The following is a 16997-nucleotide window of genomic DNA, read 5'->3' as shown; positions in this document are numbered from 1 at the left end:
CGATAAAATTTTTATCAGCGGCGTTTTTATTCGTCAATATTCCATTTTTATATCAAATATTTTGAATTTGATTGTTTCAGCGTAATCTCTCCAGAACGCTTTTTATCCTGCTTTTTCTGCGTGTTGGAACGAGGAAAACTGGCATTTATAAACCGCAGTTAAACGAAATTAAAAATGTTAATAATTATCATTTACGTTTATATGCATTCCCTTACACTATTTCTCGCAAAAAAAATTCAATAAAATAACGAGGAATCATGAACGGAAATTCTCTGATTAATCTCAAAAATGCAGTGGCTCTGGCATTAGCGGCAACAGCAGCAAACGCGGCGATAGCGGCAGGTAGTGATGATGTTCTGGTAGTCACCGCGAGTGGTTATGAGAAAAAGTTGACGAATGCGCCAGCTTCCATCTCTGTCGTTAGCGAAGAGGAACTCTCTCAAAAAAGTTATCACGATTTGGGAGAAGCGCTAAGCGGTGTGGAAGGCGTTGATGTCCGCAGCGGAACGGGCAAAACCGGTGGACTGGATATCAGCATCCGCGGTATGCCTAGTAGTTACACCCTAATTCTGATCGATGGTGTACGTCAGAATGCCAGCGGAGATACAACACCGAATGGTTTTGACACCATGAATACGGCGGTGATGCCGCCGTTGTCAGCCATTGAGCGTATTGAAGTGATTCGCGGGCCAATGTCGACACTCTATGGCTCCGATGCGATTGGCGGTGTGGTCAACATTATCACCAAGAAAGACAGCAAGCAGTGGCGTGGCAGCGTTAATCTGTCACATACGGTGCAAGAACATCGTAAATGGGGCGATAGTTCCACGCTGGGTTTCTATACCTCCGGCCCGTTGGTGAATGACCAATTTAGTTTGGCATTGCGCGGTAATGTGGAACATCGTCAGGGATCAAGCATCACCTCACTGAGCGGGACGGGTGACACGCGTGTTCCGTTCCCGACCAAGACTGATAACTACACTGTTGGTGGGAAGCTGAACTTTAAAACCAGCGACGCCAATACGCTGTGGGTTGATGGCGATATATCACGTCAGACTTACGATAACCGCAGTAGCCAACTGGGCCCGATTGGTGTTGGTGGCGGTGGATACCTCGATGAATTGCGCTTTGAGCGTAATAAACTGGCCATTGGCCATGATACCGACCTCTCGTTTGGTCGTTGGAGCTCAAATCTGTCATATGCAGTGACCGAGAACAAGGGACGACTGCTAACACCACGCGTATTGAATACCGCCAATGCAAGCCTTTCTGGTCGCGATCGTGAACTGAAAAATACCAACACTATATTTGATTCCATGCTGGTGTCCCCAGTCGGAGAGGATCATCTGCTAACGGTCGGCGGACAATTCTGGGATGCACGCCTCAAAGATGGCATCGTGCTGGCAAACAGTGGTGAAACGTTCGAACAAAAAAGCTGGTCGCTGTATGCAGAAGATGACTGGCAGTTACTCGATCCGCTGTCTCTGACGTTAGGTGCTCGCTATGAGAAACACGATAGCTTCGGTGGTCACTTGAGTCCGCGCGCCTATCTGGTATGGAATGTCGCAGACGACTGGACGGTAAAAGGTGGTGTCAGCACGGGTTACAAAACCCCCTCTCTGGCACAGTTACATAATGGCGTCAGCGGCGTTGCGGGGAATGGCTGGTCGACGGTTCTAGGTAATCCTAACCTGAAGCCGGAAGAAAGTACCAACTTTGAGACGGGGCTGTACTATGAGAATGCCGCCAACGTAAAAGCCAACATCACCGGTTTTGTGAACAATTACAAAAACAAAATTGATAGCTATACGATTAGCAGCAATAGAATAACGTTGCCAAATGGTAGAGTGGTTACGGAAAGCGTTGGTTCTAGCCGCAACATTGGTAAAGCCAGAACTCAGGGTGTTGAATTCGCAACGTCTTTCCCTGTGGTTGTTCCAGAATTAACGCTGGGACTGAATTATACCTATACACGCAGTGAACAAATCGGTGGGGATAATCCCGGCGCTGCACTCACTAACACCGCTAAGCATATGGCGAATGCTCGCCTGAACTGGCAAATTGACGAGCAGTGGGCTACCTGGTTGGCCGCCGAATATCATGGCAAAACCCCGCGTTTTCTCAGCAATTATGCCAATCTGAGTGATGATGAGAAGCTGGTGTATAATGCGCGCGGTGCCAACTTGAAAGCGTGGACGGTGATGAATTTGGGCGCCTCTTACAAAGTGACGAAAGATGTTACTCTGAATGGTACGGTAAACAATTTACTGGATAAGGACTTCTCCCAAGTACAATCGTATAACGGATACTACGCTGGTGATTACTTTGACTCCAGCCGTTCTACGACAGGTTATGTCACTCCGGGCCGTAACTATTGGATGTCAGTCAACGTTAACTTCTGATTGTCGTCTTTCCCCGAAGCGGATGTTCATCCGTTTCGGGGTGTTAACATGTTGCTCTACAGACTCTTTCATCCATATTTCTGCTTCACTCCGCTTTGCTAATTCCGCCTTTTTCTTCACCACACATTGATCTTTTCTATTTTCATCATGCTTTGTTGCCCTATTTTTGTGATATTTCTGAATATCGACGATAAGAATGTCGATGAATGAAATTCATTATATTAGGTATTGTTAATTGCTTTAATGCTGACTACGCTTCACGTTACGGAGTGATGGATTTTCAATGAGGCAGGAAGTGCAGCGTTATTAATACGTTCGTTGTCTTGTGTCATACAGAGAATTCGATTCATTATTTTTTATGAGCATACCTGTCGTGATTGTCGACTGCGGAACTCTTGATATCTGCAATCGGACATCAGTGTATGAATAGCAACCAGGGCGCGATGATGTTAAAAATTACCTTTTTGGATAAAGGCTCACTGCCTGAAACCATTTTCCTGAAAAAGACGAGTTTTAGGCGTCCACAATGCCGCCATGAATGGATTGAATATAACCATACCTCACCCGATCAAGTTATCGCCCGAGCCAAAGACACCCACGTTATCATCACAAATAAAACCCTATTAACACGAGATACTTTGGCCGCGTTGCCTACGCTGAAGCTGATTGCCGTAACGGCAACAGGGACTGACAATATCGATCTTACCGCAGCAAAAGAACTGGGGATCACGGTCAAAAATGTACCGGGATACTCGACACAAGCTGTATCCGAGCACGTTATTGCCATGATGTTCGCGTTGAAGCACAGCCTTATGGCATGGTATCGCGATCAGCTGGGCGATCGCTGGGTCAGTCAGTCACAATTTTCTTACTTCGATCACCCGGTCAAGGACATTGCGGGGTCTACGCTGGGTATCATCGGCGCAGGGACGATTGGGCGGGAAGTTGCGCGTTTGGCCCAGGCGCTGGGAATGAAGGTGATTTTTGCCGAACACCGAGGAGTATCACAGTGTCGTACCGGGTACCTGCCGTTTGAGGAAGTTCTGCGACTGGCGGATGTCATTTCACTCAACTGCCCACTAAATACGAATACGCGGCATCTGATTAATTCGGAGACGCTCGCATTGTGTAAGCCAACCGCGTTTATTATTAACACCGCCAGAGGCGGGCTGATTGATGAGAACGCGCTGGCATCGGCATTGCACCTGCGTGGAATTGCTGGTGCAGCGCTAGACTGCCTGACGCAGGAGCCACCGGAAAAAGATAATCCATTAATGATCGCGGCGAAAACCCTGCCTAATCTTCTGATTACTCCGCATATCTCCTGGACATCCGCCTCATCGCTGCAATTGTTGATGGAAAAGACGATTGAGAATATTGATGAGTATGCCCAGCAGAATGGACACAAATAAGGTGTAATTTGATTTCGCCGGGTATGAGGGAATATTACCCGGCAACGAAAATATGATATTCATCAATTTTAATTCATTATCAAAATTGAACGTTTGACTAGATTGAATCTTTCGTAATCTATTGTCTGCTTAACTTTTTATATCCAGTGAAGATGAACAGAGTGATACCTCAGTATTAAAGCAGTCATGTATTCTTTGTGATTATTCCTACATTTGTTTTTTATTGGAAATATTTACCTGTAAATAATAACAAATGTAAATAGTATCGCGTGGTGGTTAATTTCGTCTGCGATTAAAGCCTATTTAAAGCGTAATGGGAGAAAGGATTGATGGGGCGTTGAGAATCCGCCCCATTCATCTGACTGGGGCGGAAGCGAAGAGGTATTAGCGTTTCTGGATATACGTCATCGCCAGTGCGAGCGCCAGAACCAGACCTTTGATGATATCCATGGCGTAATAAGGCACTGAAAGCATAACCAGGCCATTTTGCAAGACGCCCAGAATAACCGCACCGAGCAATGTACCCAACGCATTCGGCTTGCCGGATCCCGCCAGAGAGAAACCGATGTAGGCTGCGGCAACGGCATCCATAAGGTAGCCGCCGCCAGCATTGACCTGTGAAGAACCGATGCGTGATGCGAGTAAGATCCCGCCTAGCGCGGCGAGTAATGAAGAGAACACATATGCCTGTACCCGATAACGCGCTGTGCGAATGCCAGCCAGACGAGCGGCTTCCGGGTTGCCGCCAATGGCATACATCCGGCGACCGTGCTTGGTAAGGGACAGATACAACTGCACCAATACCGTCACCGCCAGCATGATAACAACAATGACGGGCACCTGACCCAGCGTGGCAAAGAACTCAGGAATGACGCCTTCCGCCATTTCACCGCTGGGCAACACCATATTCTGCGTGATAGAACCGCCATAGCTGTAGGTCATCGCGACACCCTGAATAACAAACAGGCTGGCAAGCGTTGCCAGCATATCGGGAATCTTCAGCACGACGATGAGAAAAGCGTTGAATAGCCCGACCAGCGTACACAGCAGGAGTGTCAGGACAATCGCGCCAGTGGTACCGAATCCGTGCCAGACAAAAAGGGAGATAACCAGTGCATTGGCCAGCGACGCGGTTGATCCTACGGAAAGGTCAAATCCGCCTACCGACAGTGAAATAGAGACACCAATCGCAATCACCGTGACAATGGCGATAGAGCGCAAAATATTGATGATGTTATACGGATCAAGAAAGTTATCCGACGCCAGCCCGAAGAGGGTAATCAACGCGACAACGGTAATTAGCATGCCCCACTTATAGAGAAACTCGAAAACGTGGTGACGGAAGGGGAGCGCCCCGTTAGATGAAAGTGGGTGACTCACGCGGGAGTTCCTCCGGTTGAATATAAAAGTAGGGTTTCTTCGTCAATCTCAGCGGCATTCAGCTCTGCGACAATGCGGCCATCCCACAGCACGCAGATGCGATCGCAGAGTCCGACAAGTTCGGAAAACTCGCCCGATGCATAAATAATGCCTTTGCCCTGTCGGGCTAGGCCGTCAATCAGTGTGAACAGGTCCTGTTTGGCCTTGATATCGACGCCTTTGGTGGGTTCATCAAAAATCAGCACGTGTGCTTCACTGCGTAGCCACTTGCCGATGGCGACTTTTTGTTGATTCCCACCCGACAGGCGCGCTAGCTTTTGCACCGGGCCGGTGGTGCGAACCGCAAGCCGCTCAACAATCTGTTTTGCCCAGCGCAATGCCTTGCCACGGCTGAATATCCCCCAGCGGGAAAAGCTATCGGTTGCGGTGATACTGAGATTCATGGTGACGGATTCATCAATAAAAATGCCTTCCTTGCGTCGCTCTTCAGGAACCAGCGCCAGACCTTGCTCGACGGAGTGGTGAGGCGAATGAGGTCGCCAGGGTTTGCCACGATATTCTCCCTGTGCGATCTGGCAGGGCTCCGCGCCGAATAGCGCTTTGCACAACTCGGTTTTACCCGCACCCGCCAGCCCGGCAATGCCCAAAATTTCCCCTTTGTGCAGCGTAAGCGAAATATTGTGGAGCAATGTCTCGTCGTGCAAACCCGTGACCTGAAGCAGCGTCTCTTCGGAAGGTTCGGTACGGCGTGGTGGAAAGATATCATCAAGCCGGTGCCCCAGCATTCTCTCTACAATCTCTTCTCCACTCAGCCCTTGCATTGCGCCGCTGCTGACAAACTCACCGTCACGCAGGACGGTCAACGTATCGCAGATTTCGCTCAGTTCATGAATACGGTGGGAAATAAACACGATACCGATGCCATCGGCCTGTAAGCGACGCACGACCTGAAAGAGGCGCGCGCTTTCAGCTTGATCCAGCGGAGCGGTGGGTTCGTCTAAAATCAGGAAGCGGCACTCGTGGGATAATGCGCGGGCGAGCAAAATTTGCTGTTTCTCCGCCAGCGAACAGGTATCAAGCCGTTGACGGACATTAAGGTGGACGCCAAGTTGATCGAGCAGCGCCTGTGCCTGACGATATATCTGCGACCAACTCAGCAGATGCCCGTCCTGCGCTAGCGTATCCAGCATAATGTTTTCTGCCACGGACAGTGTGGGAACCAGCGCGACGTCGACTTCCTGCTGTACCAGATGAATGCCGTACCGCTTGGCGTCACGCGGTGAATGAACATCGACCTGTTTGCCATTAATCAGAATGTCGCCCTGATAGTGATCGTAAGCGCCTGACAGGATCGTCATCAGCGTGGATTTACCTGCACCGTTTGCGCCAGTCAGGGCATGAATCGAACCACCTTCCAGTGTGAAATTCACCTGCTTGAGGGCGTGGAAACCAGAAAAGGAGATGGAAATGTTGTGCATTTCCAGTCGGCTTTGAGGGGGTGAGGTCATGGTCGGTAACGCTCTTGGCGGTCAGGGTCATGAAATAACGGAAAAGAAAGGTAGCATATATCCCAGAAAATTTAATACAGCTTCACGAGTTTGAGCGCCGTGGGCTATGAACGAAAAAGCATAAATTAAATAAAAAAGTTCTTAATCTGCCGAAGGCAAGTGAATAAGATGCAATTATCAACAAGGTAGAGACTCATCTACCAGACAAACATAAGATAATAGCCGCGCTCAAGATAAGGGGCGGTGAGGAATGTTCAAACATGCACACCACGACCGTTCGCGTACAGGTTGGCCCTGCCAACTATTTCTCTTTTCCCGGTGCTATCGATAAGTTACTAGAGTTTTACCCGCCAGAGGTGCTGAAAAACGCGCTGTGGATCTACGGTGAGCGTGCTATCGCTGCGGCTCGCTCCTATCTTCCGGCCGAATTCGAGGCACCTTCAGCTCGACGCGTTCAATTTGGTGCGCATTGTAGCGAGGGGGAAGTCGCAAAATTGGTGGCTCATGCGGGCGAGGAATGTCAGGTAGTCATTGGTGTCGGCGGCGGGGCGGTACTGGATACCGCGAAGGTCGCTTCACGTCATATCGGCGTACCGCTGGTGGCCATTCCGACTATTGCGGCAACCTGTGCGGCCTGGACGCCGCTGTCCGTCTGGTATAATGATGCCGGCCAGGCCCTGCGCTTTGAAATTTTTACCGATGCCAACCATCTGGTGCTGGTGGAGCCGCGTATTATGCTCGCAGCGCCGGTGGAATACCTGCTGGCAGGGGTCGGTGATACGCTGGCAAAGTGGTATGAAGCCGTCGTTCTCAGCCCCCAACCTGAAACGCTACCGCTTTCCGTTCGTCTGGGCTTACAGACTGCACTGGATATCCGCAATGTATTGTTGCAACAAAGTGCGGCTGCGTTAGAGGCCGTCAAACGTGGTGAGTTGACGCAGGATTTTCTGGACGTAGTGGATGCGATCATTGCCGGGGGCGGCATGGTTGGCGGTCTGGGAGAACGATACACTCGCGTAGCGGCTGCGCATGCGGTTCATAACGGCTTGACGGTGTTGCCGCAAACCGAACGCTTCCTGCACGGTACTAAAGTGGCTTATGGCATTCTGGTACAAAGTGCCTTATTGGGCGACAACGCAACATTGCACCAGTTGAAAGCGGCGTTCAACGTGTTTGGTTTACCCACATCGTTGGCTGAGTTGGATGTGGATATTCGCGATTGCACGGCGCTTCAGGCCGTGATTGCACGCACTTTGCAAGCGGGGGAATCTATTCATTATCTGCCGTTGGCGCTAAATGAAGAGGTCTTGCTGGCAGCATTTAACGCCGTTGAGGTGAGCGGGGAGTAAATCACTGGGAAGCGGCGGAGAATATCTCCGCCCTTAAACAACTACTGTGTTTTCTCGTAGGGGAATGAATTTTTGATATAGCTGGCGTAGTAACGGTACTTTGTTTTGCTTGCCATCAGCTCTTCATAAATCATGCGTGCTACGCCGCTATACAGATAGATGCTTCCATTCAGTAATTCGACTTCTAACTGACTTTTTTCTGCATCGTACCCGACCGAAAACAACTCTGTTGATGAAACTCGTTTTCTCTGCAAAATTAATCACTCCAAACGTATCAATGCCGCATCCTGACGGTATACCACCTTTCGAGCGCTCTAGCCATATCGTGTTATAGCTCGAAATATATCGGGGTAAACCGCAGCATATCTTCATTAGCTCATGAATAATCAGTAAACGCTCACAGAATTCCTGCTCTGTCGCCTATCAACCAGTTTGTTATTCCTCATCGATGAGATGATTCTCGATCGTATTGTTAATCCTGAGCAAGAGCCCGTTGAAAAGCCGGTTGGCTTTCTATCCGCTCAATGTATTGCTGGATATGCGGGTAGCGGTTGAAGTCCAGTCGGTTCTTCGCTAAAAACAGCGGTACTGCCATTTGTATATCGGCACCGCTGAGCGACTCTCCAGCAAACCAGTCTTGTTTACTCAAATATTGTTCGATGAACTGAAGCTGAGTGCTCAATCGCGGCACAATAAAGGCCTGCTCAATACTTTGCACAATTTTTCGTGCTATCGGGCGGATGAAAAACGGCATCGGTGCGGACTCTGTTTTCGCTAATACCAGACGCATCACCATAAGCGGCATGAGCGAACCTTCGGCAAAATGTAGCCAGAAGCGATAGTCCAGCAACGCTTGTCCGCTCTGTGGGCGAAGCCTGCCATGGCCGTAAGTCTCAATCAGGTATTCCACAATGGCCCCAGATTCGGCAATCGTCAGTTCACCATCGGTAATTACCGGCGATTTGCCTAACGGGTGGATCTGCTTGAGCGACGCTGGTGCGCTAAAGGTTTTTGGATCACGTGCGTAGCGAATAATTTCATAGTCAACGCCCAGTTCTTCCAACAGCCAGGTCACGCGAGTTGAGCGGGATTTTTCGAGGTGATGAACGTGTATCATCATGTTTCCTTTTTGTTTGTTTTGGTTCCGTCATTGAGCACGGGGCAGGTGTGTGACTGTTTTACTGAGATTTGCTGTAACAGGGAAGGGAAATAGCACTCGGGAAGCGAATTGTCCCCGAGTGCTGTTATCAGCTAGATGAGCATAGCACCATTATTTGAACAACTATCATGCGAACAACTATTCTTCAAACAGATACTGTGCGTGAAAGCGCAGGTGATCTTCGATGAAACTGGCGATGAAGAAATAGCTGTGATCATAGCCGGATTGTGTCCGCAGCGTCAGCGGCCACGCATACAGGCTTGCCAATTCTTCCAGCTTTGCTGGTTGCAACTGGTCGGGTAGGAACTGATCGCAATCGCCCTGATCGACCAATATTGGCAGCTTCTTCTGACTGTTTGCCAGCAAATGGCAACTGTCATACTGCAACCACTGCGTTTCATCGTCGCCGAGGTAAGCGGTAAGCGCCTTACGCCCCCATGGAACCTGGCTTGGGTTAACGATCGGCGCGAATGCTGATGCAGACAGAAATTGCTCTGGGTTGCGTAGCGCCAGCATCAGCGCGCCGTGGCCGCCCATCGAATGTCCACTGATAGACTGGCGGCTATTCACGTTAAAATGCTGCTGAATCAGCGCCGGTAATTCGGTACTGATGTAGTCATACATCCGGTAGTGTGTTGCCCAGGGAGCCTGCGTGGCATTCACATAGAATCCCGCACCCTGACCCAGATCGTACCCTGCGTCATCCGCAACATCATCGCCGCGCGGGCTGGTATCCGGCATTACCAGCACCAGACCCAGCTCGGAGGCAACGCGCTGTGCGCCTGCTTTCGTCGTAAAGTTTTCGTCGTTGCAGGTTAACCCAGACAGCCAGTAAAGCACGGGCGGCGGGGTGTCATCCTGTGTCGGTGGCAGATAAATGCTGAACGTCATGGCGGTGTTCAGCGTTTCTGACACATGGCGGTAGCGCTGTTGCCAACCGCCAAACATACGGTGTTCTTCCAGCAGTTCCAGTGATGAGTTCATCGCTGTAAAGCCTCCTTTCTATTCCTGACAGTGGCGCAATTAATCGAAATGAATCACGGTACGAATCGATTTGCCTTCGTGCATTAAATCGAATGCCGTATTGATGTCGTCCAGCCCCATGGTGTGGGTGATGAAGTCATTCAGCGGGAATTCACCTTTCAGGTAGCGATCGACAATACCTGGCAGTTCACTACGGCCTTTTACGCCGCCGAAAGCAGAACCACGCCATACACGGCCAGTGACCAGTTGGAATGGACGTGTTGCAATTTCTTCGCCTGCGCCCGCCACGCCGATGATGATGGATTCACCCCAGCCTTTATGACAGCACTCTAGCGCGGAGCGCATGACGTTAACGTTACCGATACACTCGAAGGAGAAGTCCACGCCGCCATCAGTCAGCTCAACAATCACGTCTTGAATTGGCTTATCGTAGTCTTTCGGATTGATCAGATCGGTGGCACCCAGTTTACGTGCCAGGTCGAATTTGCTGGTATTGAGATCGATACCAATGATGCGTCCGGCACCGGCCATGTGGGCACCGATAATCGCCGACAAACCAATGCCGCCAAGGCCGAAAATAGCAACCGTATCGCCTGCTTTAACTTTTGCCGTATTCAGCACGGCACCCATGCCAGTTGTAACGCCACAGCCCAACAGGCAGACTTCTTCCAACGGCGCTTCTTTATTCACTTTCGCCAGTGAAATTTCAGGCACGACGGTGTGTTCTGCGAAGGTGGATGTTCCCATATAGTGGAAGATTGGCTGGCCGTTTTTGGAGAAACGGGTGGTGCCATCTGGCATCAGACCCTTGCCCTGCGTGGAGCGAATAGCCTGACATAGGTTTGTTTTGCCGGAGCGACAGAACTTACATTCACCACATTCCGGGGTATAAAGCGGAATGACGTGATCGCCAACGGCGACGCTGGTTACGCCTTCCCCGATGGCTTCCACAATCCCGCCACCTTCATGGCCAAGAATCGCCGGGAACACGCCTTCAGGATCTTTGCCAGACAGCGTATAGGCATCGGTGTGGCATACGCCAGTAGCGACGATCCGCACTAACACTTCACCTTTCTGAGGTGGCATCAGATCGACTTCTTCAACCGACAGTGGCTGGTTTGGACCCCAGGCGATGGCGGCGCGGGTTTTAATCATTTGCATGGTGGATACTCCTAATGGCATACCGTTATTGGTTGTTAGTTGAATGATAGGGCGCAGTGTTCATCACTGGGTCGCCTCTATTGAAAATGGTCGTTCACTGAAAATAAATGCTCATTCCGGCTGAGTGGACTGCTCGATAATGAGTTTTTTAAGTGCTTCGACATTGGGGCCGAAAGCGTCGCGCCGCCAGACTAGCCAGGTTGAGGCGGCTGCGATGTCGGGGGGTAATTCATGTACCTGAACGCGTGCCCCAGCAGGTAACGATTCGAGGACGGTATACGGCAACATGGCTAGCCCAGCGCCGCTGGCCACACAGGCAAGCATGGCGTGATATGAGTGGATTTCCATGATGGTAGCAGGGACGACACCATCCTGACGGAACCAGTTCTCCAGGCGCTTTCTGTAGGAACAGCTGGGGCGAAAGGCAAACAGCGTATCGTGGCTGGCATCTCGAGCATGTGTAATCGGCGAGTGTGCAGGGTCGGATATCAGCACTAATCGCTCCGCAAAGCACGAGCAACCATTCAGTTCATCGTACACGACGGGGCCATCAACTAACGCCGCTGCCAGCGTTCCTGCCCGCACGCGCTCGATGATTTCTCCTGACGTGCCGGTATTTAGGGACAGCGAGACATTCGGGTAACGCAGATGATAAGCCGCTAATAGCGTGGGCAAGCGGGTTGCTGCGGTGCTTTCCATCGATCCTAACGCGAAGTTGCCCGCAGGCTCCCCCGTACGTGTCATGCTGATCGCTTCCTCGCTGAGCGCCAGAATGCGCTGTGCGTAGCATAAAAAATTGTGACCAATCGGCGACAGACGCAGACGCTGTTTCTCACGGATAAACAGATCGGTGCCCAATTCCTGCTCTAACTGGCGTAACCGCGTGGTCAGATTTGAGGGCACCCGATGAAGCTGCTCTGCGGCGCGCGCGACGGATCCCGTTTCGGCGACGAGGCAGAACATGCGGAGTTGGGTCAAATCCATATCTTTCTCTTTTTGTAATGAACTAACGTTTGATTATTCATTTTTTGTGAAGTGTAGCGGCAAGCTGTGCATTTCGCAACTGGCTTAGAGCACGTTGATGGTGAACACAACCTAAATCTGGCGGTATGAAACATGCATGAGTGATGAAAATTACGGGCGTAATTATCATCAGGATTAATATCTGGATTTAGAAAGGAAAGAAATCGATGAAATGATCGCGCTCTGAATTAATAGCACCGCAATTACCTATTACAGCAAATAGGACATATTCTCTAAGAAAAGAGAACGGGATAAAAAATAAGAATAATCACAGAAAAATAAATTCGTATCTTCCCTGACACAATAGCAGAAGAGGGGAAATAAATAGATAATTAAAATAAACAGTTAAATGTATAGGTAAATAGTTGTAACCAAGCAATAGCCAAAAACTATCGCATTTCTTCATTTTGATCGCATTTGTTGATGTAAGGGCGTAAAGTGCCCGGCTAAAGTGCCGATAATGTTAATGTGTATTAGAAATACCTTATCGTTATTGTAAGGAAGTGTATCTTTTTGTCATTAAAGGAAAATAACTCTAACTAATGAGAGCCTTAGCTCTTCATTAAATGACGTAACACCCGGCGTATTTCCAATTAAAAATGTGCAGCCATGTTGTAGAAAGCGCAGAGGAAAATCGCCAGATAATTTATAGGAGTCTTCTGTGAACTTTTTAAAAAATATCACCATCAGGGCAATGCTTTTAACAATATTGGGGCTGTTTTTGGTTGTATGGGGTGGAGCATCTTTCTTTACCTCTACGTCATTAAGCAGCATGACTAAACTATTGGAGTCCGGCGAAACTCAGCGTAAAAACGTAGAGATGCTGGTAAAAGGCAATGACCAGTATTTTCGTACGGTTACTCGCTTGTTGCGTTCGATGGATTTTCAGGAAACGAGCGAAACTGCGGAAGCAGAAAAAGTATTTACGTCAGCAACAACGGCGTTTAAAAATACATCAGATCAACTGGCTGCGTTTAAAGCCGCTGCACATGTCGGCGTCGATAAAGATACGGCAGACAATATGATCGCGGCGTGGACCCAACTGCTGGATAATGGGTTAACGCCGATGCTGAATGCCGCGCGTGATAACCGCCAGGAGGAGTTTCGTCAGCTTTTCCGTAAAACGTACCCACCGCTGAGCGTGGCGTTTGGCAGCAATATGGAAAAATATCAGACCGCGATTATTTCGTCGTCAGAGACGTCAATGAATGCGGTCTATAGTCTGGCTAGCTGGAGTAATCATATCCTGTTAGGTGCAGCGATTATTGGGTTGCTTATCCTGCTGTTGACAGATCGCTATCTGGTTCATTACCTGGTCAAGCCGTTGAATATGATCAAAGGCTATTTCCAGGTACTGGCTGCCGGGCAGCTTGGCCACCCGATTGACGAGTTTGGTCGCAACTGTGCCGGACAACTAATCCCTTACCTGAAAGAGATGCAGGGAAGTCTGGTCAATACGGTTTCTATCATCCGCGACAGTTCAGCGTCGATTCATCAGGGCTCAAGTGAGATCAAAAGCGGAAACAACGATCTGTCCGCACGTACCGAGCAGCAGGCAGCCGCACTGGAGCAGACGGCGGCTAGCATGGAAGAATTGAGTGCGACGGTGAAACAGAATGCCGATAACGTCCATCAAGCCACGAAGCTGGCGCAGGAAGCTTCTGTGGCAGCGAAAAAGGGTGGCGATGTCACGGCAGATGTGATGGCGACGATGGCGAGCATTACGACAAGCTCAAAGAAAATTGCCGACATCACTAGTGTGATCAACGGTATCGCTTTCCAGACCAATATTCTGGCGCTGAATGCCGCGGTAGAAGCAGCCAGAGCCGGTGAGCAAGGTCGCGGTTTTGCGGTCGTTGCGGGTGAAGTCCGTAATCTGGCGCAGCGCAGTGCTCAGGCGGCGAAAGAAATTGAAGGCCTGATTACGGAATCAGTTCAACGCGTCAACATGGGGTCAAATCAGGTCACACAAACTGGCGAAGCGATGGATTCCATCATTTCTGCCATTACCCGTGTGAACGATCTGATGGGAGAAATCGCATCGGCATCGGATGAACAGAGTCGCGGGATTACTCAGATTGGTCAGGCTGTTACCGAGATGGATGGCGTTACGCAACAGAACGCCGCACTGGTACAGGAGTCTGCTGCCGCCGCTGCATCTCTGGAAGATCAGGCCCGGCAGTTGACGGAAGCCGTATCGGTGTTCCACTTGTCGGCCACAGACGGGCATCGTCGTCCTCAGCAACGTCTGGCAGAGAAAGCGCCAGCTGCGCAGAAGCCGATGTTATTAGCGGCCGCTGGCGGTAAGAAAGGCAATGCCAACGACAACTGGGAAACCTTCTGATAATTTCATGACAAACGGCGTCAGGACAGTGGCGGCCGCAAAAGTCAGGTAATTTATCGTTAAAAGCACTGAGATTATGTTCTCAGTGCTTTTTTGTTTATCGCAGAATAGCCGTTTTACTGTGTACTCTTCTATCCTTGCTACGGCGCACAGGCATACCCACTGCGCTTGATAACTTGAATCTATTTCAACAATCATGACATACAATCGCTGGATAATCGTTACTCTCTCAACTAGAGTGTTGACGGCGCTTGGGTCTGACCGAGGCCGTGATAGTGCGATAGGCATAGTTACACCTGCAGGAGAATAATAATGTCATCACTAAGTAAAGAAGCCGTTATGGTGCACGAAGCGCTGCTGGCACGCGGTCTGGAAACGCCGCTGCGCGGGGCGCTGTTGGATCGGGATACGCGTAAGCAACGTATTGCCGAGCATATGACGGAAATTATGAATTTGCTGAGCCTCGATCTGGGCGATGACAGTCTGGCTGAAACACCGACGCGTATCGCCAAAATGTACGTTGATGAAATATTCTCCGGTTTGGACTACGCCAACTTCCCTAAAATCACCATCATTGAAAACAAAATGAAGGTGGATGAAATGGTCACCGTGCGGGATATCACATTGACCAGCACCTGCGAACACCATTTTGTGACGATCGATGGGAAAGCTACCGTGGCATATATCCCGAAGGATGGCGTCATCGGTTTGTCGAAGCTCAACCGAATCGTTCAGTTTTTCTCGCAGCGTCCTCAGGTGCAGGAGCGTTTAACGCAGCAGATTTTGGTCGCGCTACAAACGTTGCTTGGAACAAACAACGTCGCAGTCTCAATTGATGCGGTGCACTATTGCGTGAAGGCGCGCGGCATTCGTGATGCGACCAGTGCCACAACCACGACATCGCTAGGTGGTCTGTTTAAATCCAGCCAGAACACGCGTCAGGAATTCTTGCGTGCGGTACGTCATCATAATTAATCCTCTCGTATAGGCGATGATGAAGAAAAGACATTTTGTCATCGCCAAATCAGCAAGCACCTTCGCTTTTTCTCCGTCAGTGCATACAATCGCTACTTTGATGATTTGAAAATATAATTTGTATGCCTTCTCAAACTGTACCATCACCTCATTTGCCACCCTCGCGGATCGTTGCGCTAGATTTTGCACGCGGTATCGCTATTTTGGGCATTCTGCTGCTGAATATTACGGCGTTTGGTTTACCGCATGCGGCATACCTGAACCCCGCATGGCAGGGACAAACCACATTATCTGATGCCTTAACATGGGCTGCGATGGATCTGATTGCACAGGCGAAATTTTTGACACTGTTTTCTCTTCTTTTCGGTGCGGGACTACAGCTTCTGCTCTCGCGGGGGAAACGCTGGGTACATGCACGCCTGTTCTGGTTGATGATCATCGGGCTGATTCATGCCATTTTTCTGTGGGATGGTGACATTTTGCTCGACTATGCGCTGATTGGGCTGGTGTGCTATGGCATGATTCGCCATGCGGAGAGCAGCCGCTTGTTAATGCGCACCGGAGCGGTTCTGTATCTTGTGGGAATAGGCGTGCTATTTGTCCTGAGCCAGATTCTGAGTTTACAACCGGGAAGATTCTGGCTGCCAGGCATGGCAGATGTCACCTATGAGGCATATTGGCGGGCGTTAGGTGGACCGGTAGCGTGGGAAAATCGCATTGATCTGTTAACGGAAAGCCTGTTATCGCTGGGCGTGCAGTACGGCTGGTTACTGGCGGGATCGATGCTGCTAGGCGCAGGGTTGATGCGCAGCGGCTGGCTGAAAGGTGAATTCAGTACTGCACACTATCGTAAGGTTGCCCTTTGGCTGATTCCGCTGGGTGTGGCAATTAATAGCATCGGTGTGGTGGGGCAGTGGCTGGTGGGCTGGGAGTATCGCTGGAGCGGGCTATTATTGCAGATCCCGCGTGAGCTTAGCTCACCATTACAGGCGATAGGGTATCTTGCGCTGTGTTATGGTTTTTGGGCCACGCTGTGCCAATGGCGAATCACGTATTGGATTACGGATATTGGACGTATGGCGCTAACCAACTATTTATTACAAACGCTGATTTGTGTGGCGTTGTTCAACCAACTTGGCCTATTTATGGCCTTCACCCGTCTGCAACTGCTGGCGCTGGTTCCCGCTATCTGGGTCGTCAATCTGGTCTTTTCCCACTATTGGTTACGTTATTTCCGCCAGGGGCCACTTGAATGGTTGTGGCGTAAACTCACCAATGCGATAGGGAAAACGGCGTAGGA

General features: G+C 50.0%; 13 protein-coding genes. 6 read left to right on the top strand and 7 right to left on the bottom strand.

The features are described 5' to 3' along the window. Positions 1 to 257: 257 nt before the first annotated feature. A complete protein-coding gene (locus tag CLR69_RS07330) occupies positions 258 to 2402 on the top strand; it encodes a TonB-dependent receptor (protein WP_129711484.1) in 2145 nt (714 codons plus the stop codon). A gap of 422 nt (positions 2403 to 2824) precedes the next feature. Continuing rightward, positions 2825 to 3814: a 2-hydroxyacid dehydrogenase gene (locus CLR69_RS07325; RefSeq protein WP_129704353.1), complete on the top strand. Its 990-nt coding sequence runs from the start codon at positions 2825 to 2827 to the stop codon at positions 3812 to 3814. A 384-nt stretch (positions 3815 to 4198) separates the two neighbouring features. On the opposite strand, the gene CLR69_RS07320 is transcribed toward CLR69_RS07325, so the two are convergent. Further along, positions 4199 to 5119 carry an ABC transporter permease gene (locus CLR69_RS07320; RefSeq protein ID WP_242451635.1) on the bottom strand — a complete coding sequence of 307 codons (921 nt, stop codon included), beginning with the start codon at positions 5117 to 5119 and terminating at the stop codon, positions 4199 to 4201. Between the two features lie 71 nt (positions 5120 to 5190). Then, complete coding sequence (locus CLR69_RS07315) at positions 5191 to 6702, bottom strand: sugar ABC transporter ATP-binding protein (RefSeq protein ID WP_129711482.1); 1512 nt, start codon at positions 6700 to 6702, stop codon at positions 5191 to 5193. 260 nt (positions 6703 to 6962) lie between these two features. Between CLR69_RS07315 and CLR69_RS07310 the strand changes: the two genes are divergently transcribed. After that, positions 6963 to 8051 (top strand): oxidoreductase, encoded by a 1089-nt coding sequence (locus CLR69_RS07310; RefSeq protein ID WP_129711481.1) that lies wholly within the window; start codon positions 6963 to 6965, stop codon positions 8049 to 8051. Positions 8052 to 8092: 41 nt separating this feature from the next. Here the strand turns inward: CLR69_RS07310 and CLR69_RS07305 are convergent, their stop codons facing one another. The 5 genes from CLR69_RS07305 to ptrR form a co-directional block, all read right to left on the bottom strand. Beyond that, a complete protein-coding gene (locus CLR69_RS07305) occupies positions 8093 to 8305 on the bottom strand; it encodes a KTSC domain-containing protein (protein ID WP_039350901.1) in 213 nt (70 codons plus the stop codon). A 218-nt stretch (positions 8306 to 8523) separates the two neighbouring features. Next, positions 8524 to 9168 carry a glutathione S-transferase family protein gene (locus CLR69_RS07300; protein ID WP_129711542.1) on the bottom strand — a complete coding sequence of 215 codons (645 nt, stop codon included), beginning with the start codon at positions 9166 to 9168 and terminating at the stop codon, positions 8524 to 8526. 180 nt (positions 9169 to 9348) lie between these two features. Continuing rightward, positions 9349 to 10194, bottom strand: a complete 846-nt coding sequence (gene fghA, locus CLR69_RS07295) for an S-formylglutathione hydrolase (protein ID WP_129711480.1) — start codon at positions 10192 to 10194, stop codon at positions 9349 to 9351. A gap of 39 nt (positions 10195 to 10233) precedes the next feature. Continuing rightward, positions 10234 to 11355 carry an S-(hydroxymethyl)glutathione dehydrogenase/class III alcohol dehydrogenase gene (locus CLR69_RS07290; RefSeq protein ID WP_165324954.1) on the bottom strand — a complete coding sequence of 374 codons (1122 nt, stop codon included), beginning with the start codon at positions 11353 to 11355 and terminating at the stop codon, positions 10234 to 10236. A gap of 111 nt (positions 11356 to 11466) precedes the next feature. Further along, the gene (gene ptrR, locus CLR69_RS07285) at positions 11467 to 12339 is read right to left on the bottom strand and encodes a putrescine utilization regulator PtrR (RefSeq protein WP_129711479.1); all 873 of its coding nucleotides are present in this window, start codon (positions 12337 to 12339) and stop codon (positions 11467 to 11469) included. Between the two features lie 700 nt (positions 12340 to 13039). On the opposite strand from ptrR, the gene CLR69_RS07280 reads away from it, so the two are divergent. The 3 genes from CLR69_RS07280 (at position 13040) to yeiB (ending at position 16995) form a co-directional block, all read left to right on the top strand. Further along, on the top strand, positions 13040 to 14722 hold the full coding sequence (locus CLR69_RS07280) for a methyl-accepting chemotaxis protein (RefSeq protein WP_129711478.1): 1683 nt from the start codon (positions 13040 to 13042) through the stop codon (positions 14720 to 14722). 312 nt (positions 14723 to 15034) lie between these two features. Continuing rightward, entirely contained in the window at positions 15035 to 15697 is a 663-nt protein-coding gene (gene folE / locus CLR69_RS07275; RefSeq protein ID WP_129704368.1) for a GTP cyclohydrolase I FolE, read from the top strand. Between the two features lie 122 nt (positions 15698 to 15819). Next, positions 15820 to 16995, top strand: a complete 1176-nt coding sequence (gene yeiB, locus CLR69_RS07270; RefSeq protein WP_129711477.1) for a DUF418 domain-containing protein YeiB — start codon at positions 15820 to 15822, stop codon at positions 16993 to 16995. The last annotated feature ends 2 nt before the right edge of the window (positions 16996 to 16997 follow it).

The sequence above is a fragment of the Pectobacterium zantedeschiae genome, from assembly GCF_004137795.1.
Taxonomy (GTDB): domain Bacteria; phylum Pseudomonadota; class Gammaproteobacteria; order Enterobacterales; family Enterobacteriaceae; genus Pectobacterium; species Pectobacterium zantedeschiae.
This window is presented reverse-complemented; position numbering and strand designations above follow the sequence as displayed.

Bases quoted from the DNA above. Each gene is read 5' to 3' on its own strand.
- CLR69_RS07330 (WP_129711484.1), top strand. From the start codon at position 258: ATGAACGGAAATTCTCTGATTAATCTCAAAAATGCAGTGGCTCTGGCA.
- CLR69_RS07325 (WP_129704353.1), top strand. From the start codon at position 2,825: ATGAATAGCAACCAGGGCGCGATGATGTTAAAAATTACCTTTTTGGAT.
- CLR69_RS07320 (WP_242451635.1), bottom strand. From the start codon at position 5,119: ATGCTAATTACCGTTGTCGCGTTGATTACCCTCTTCGGGCTGGCGTCG.
- CLR69_RS07315 (WP_129711482.1), bottom strand. From the start codon at position 6,702: ATGACCTCACCCCCTCAAAGCCGACTGGAAATGCACAACATTTCCATC.
- CLR69_RS07310 (WP_129711481.1), top strand. From the start codon at position 6,963: ATGCACACCACGACCGTTCGCGTACAGGTTGGCCCTGCCAACTATTTC.
- CLR69_RS07300 (WP_129711542.1), bottom strand. From the start codon at position 9,168: ATGATACACGTTCATCACCTCGAAAAATCCCGCTCAACTCGCGTGACC.
- fghA (WP_129711480.1), bottom strand. From the start codon at position 10,194: ATGAACTCATCACTGGAACTGCTGGAAGAACACCGTATGTTTGGCGGT.
- CLR69_RS07290 (WP_165324954.1), bottom strand. From the start codon at position 11,355: ATGCAAATGATTAAAACCCGCGCCGCCATCGCCTGGGGTCCAAACCAG.
- ptrR (WP_129711479.1), bottom strand. From the start codon at position 12,339: ATGGATTTGACCCAACTCCGCATGTTCTGCCTCGTCGCCGAAACGGGA.
- folE (WP_129704368.1), top strand. From the start codon at position 15,035: ATGTCATCACTAAGTAAAGAAGCCGTTATGGTGCACGAAGCGCTGCTG.
- yeiB (WP_129711477.1), top strand. From the start codon at position 15,820: ATGCCTTCTCAAACTGTACCATCACCTCATTTGCCACCCTCGCGGATC.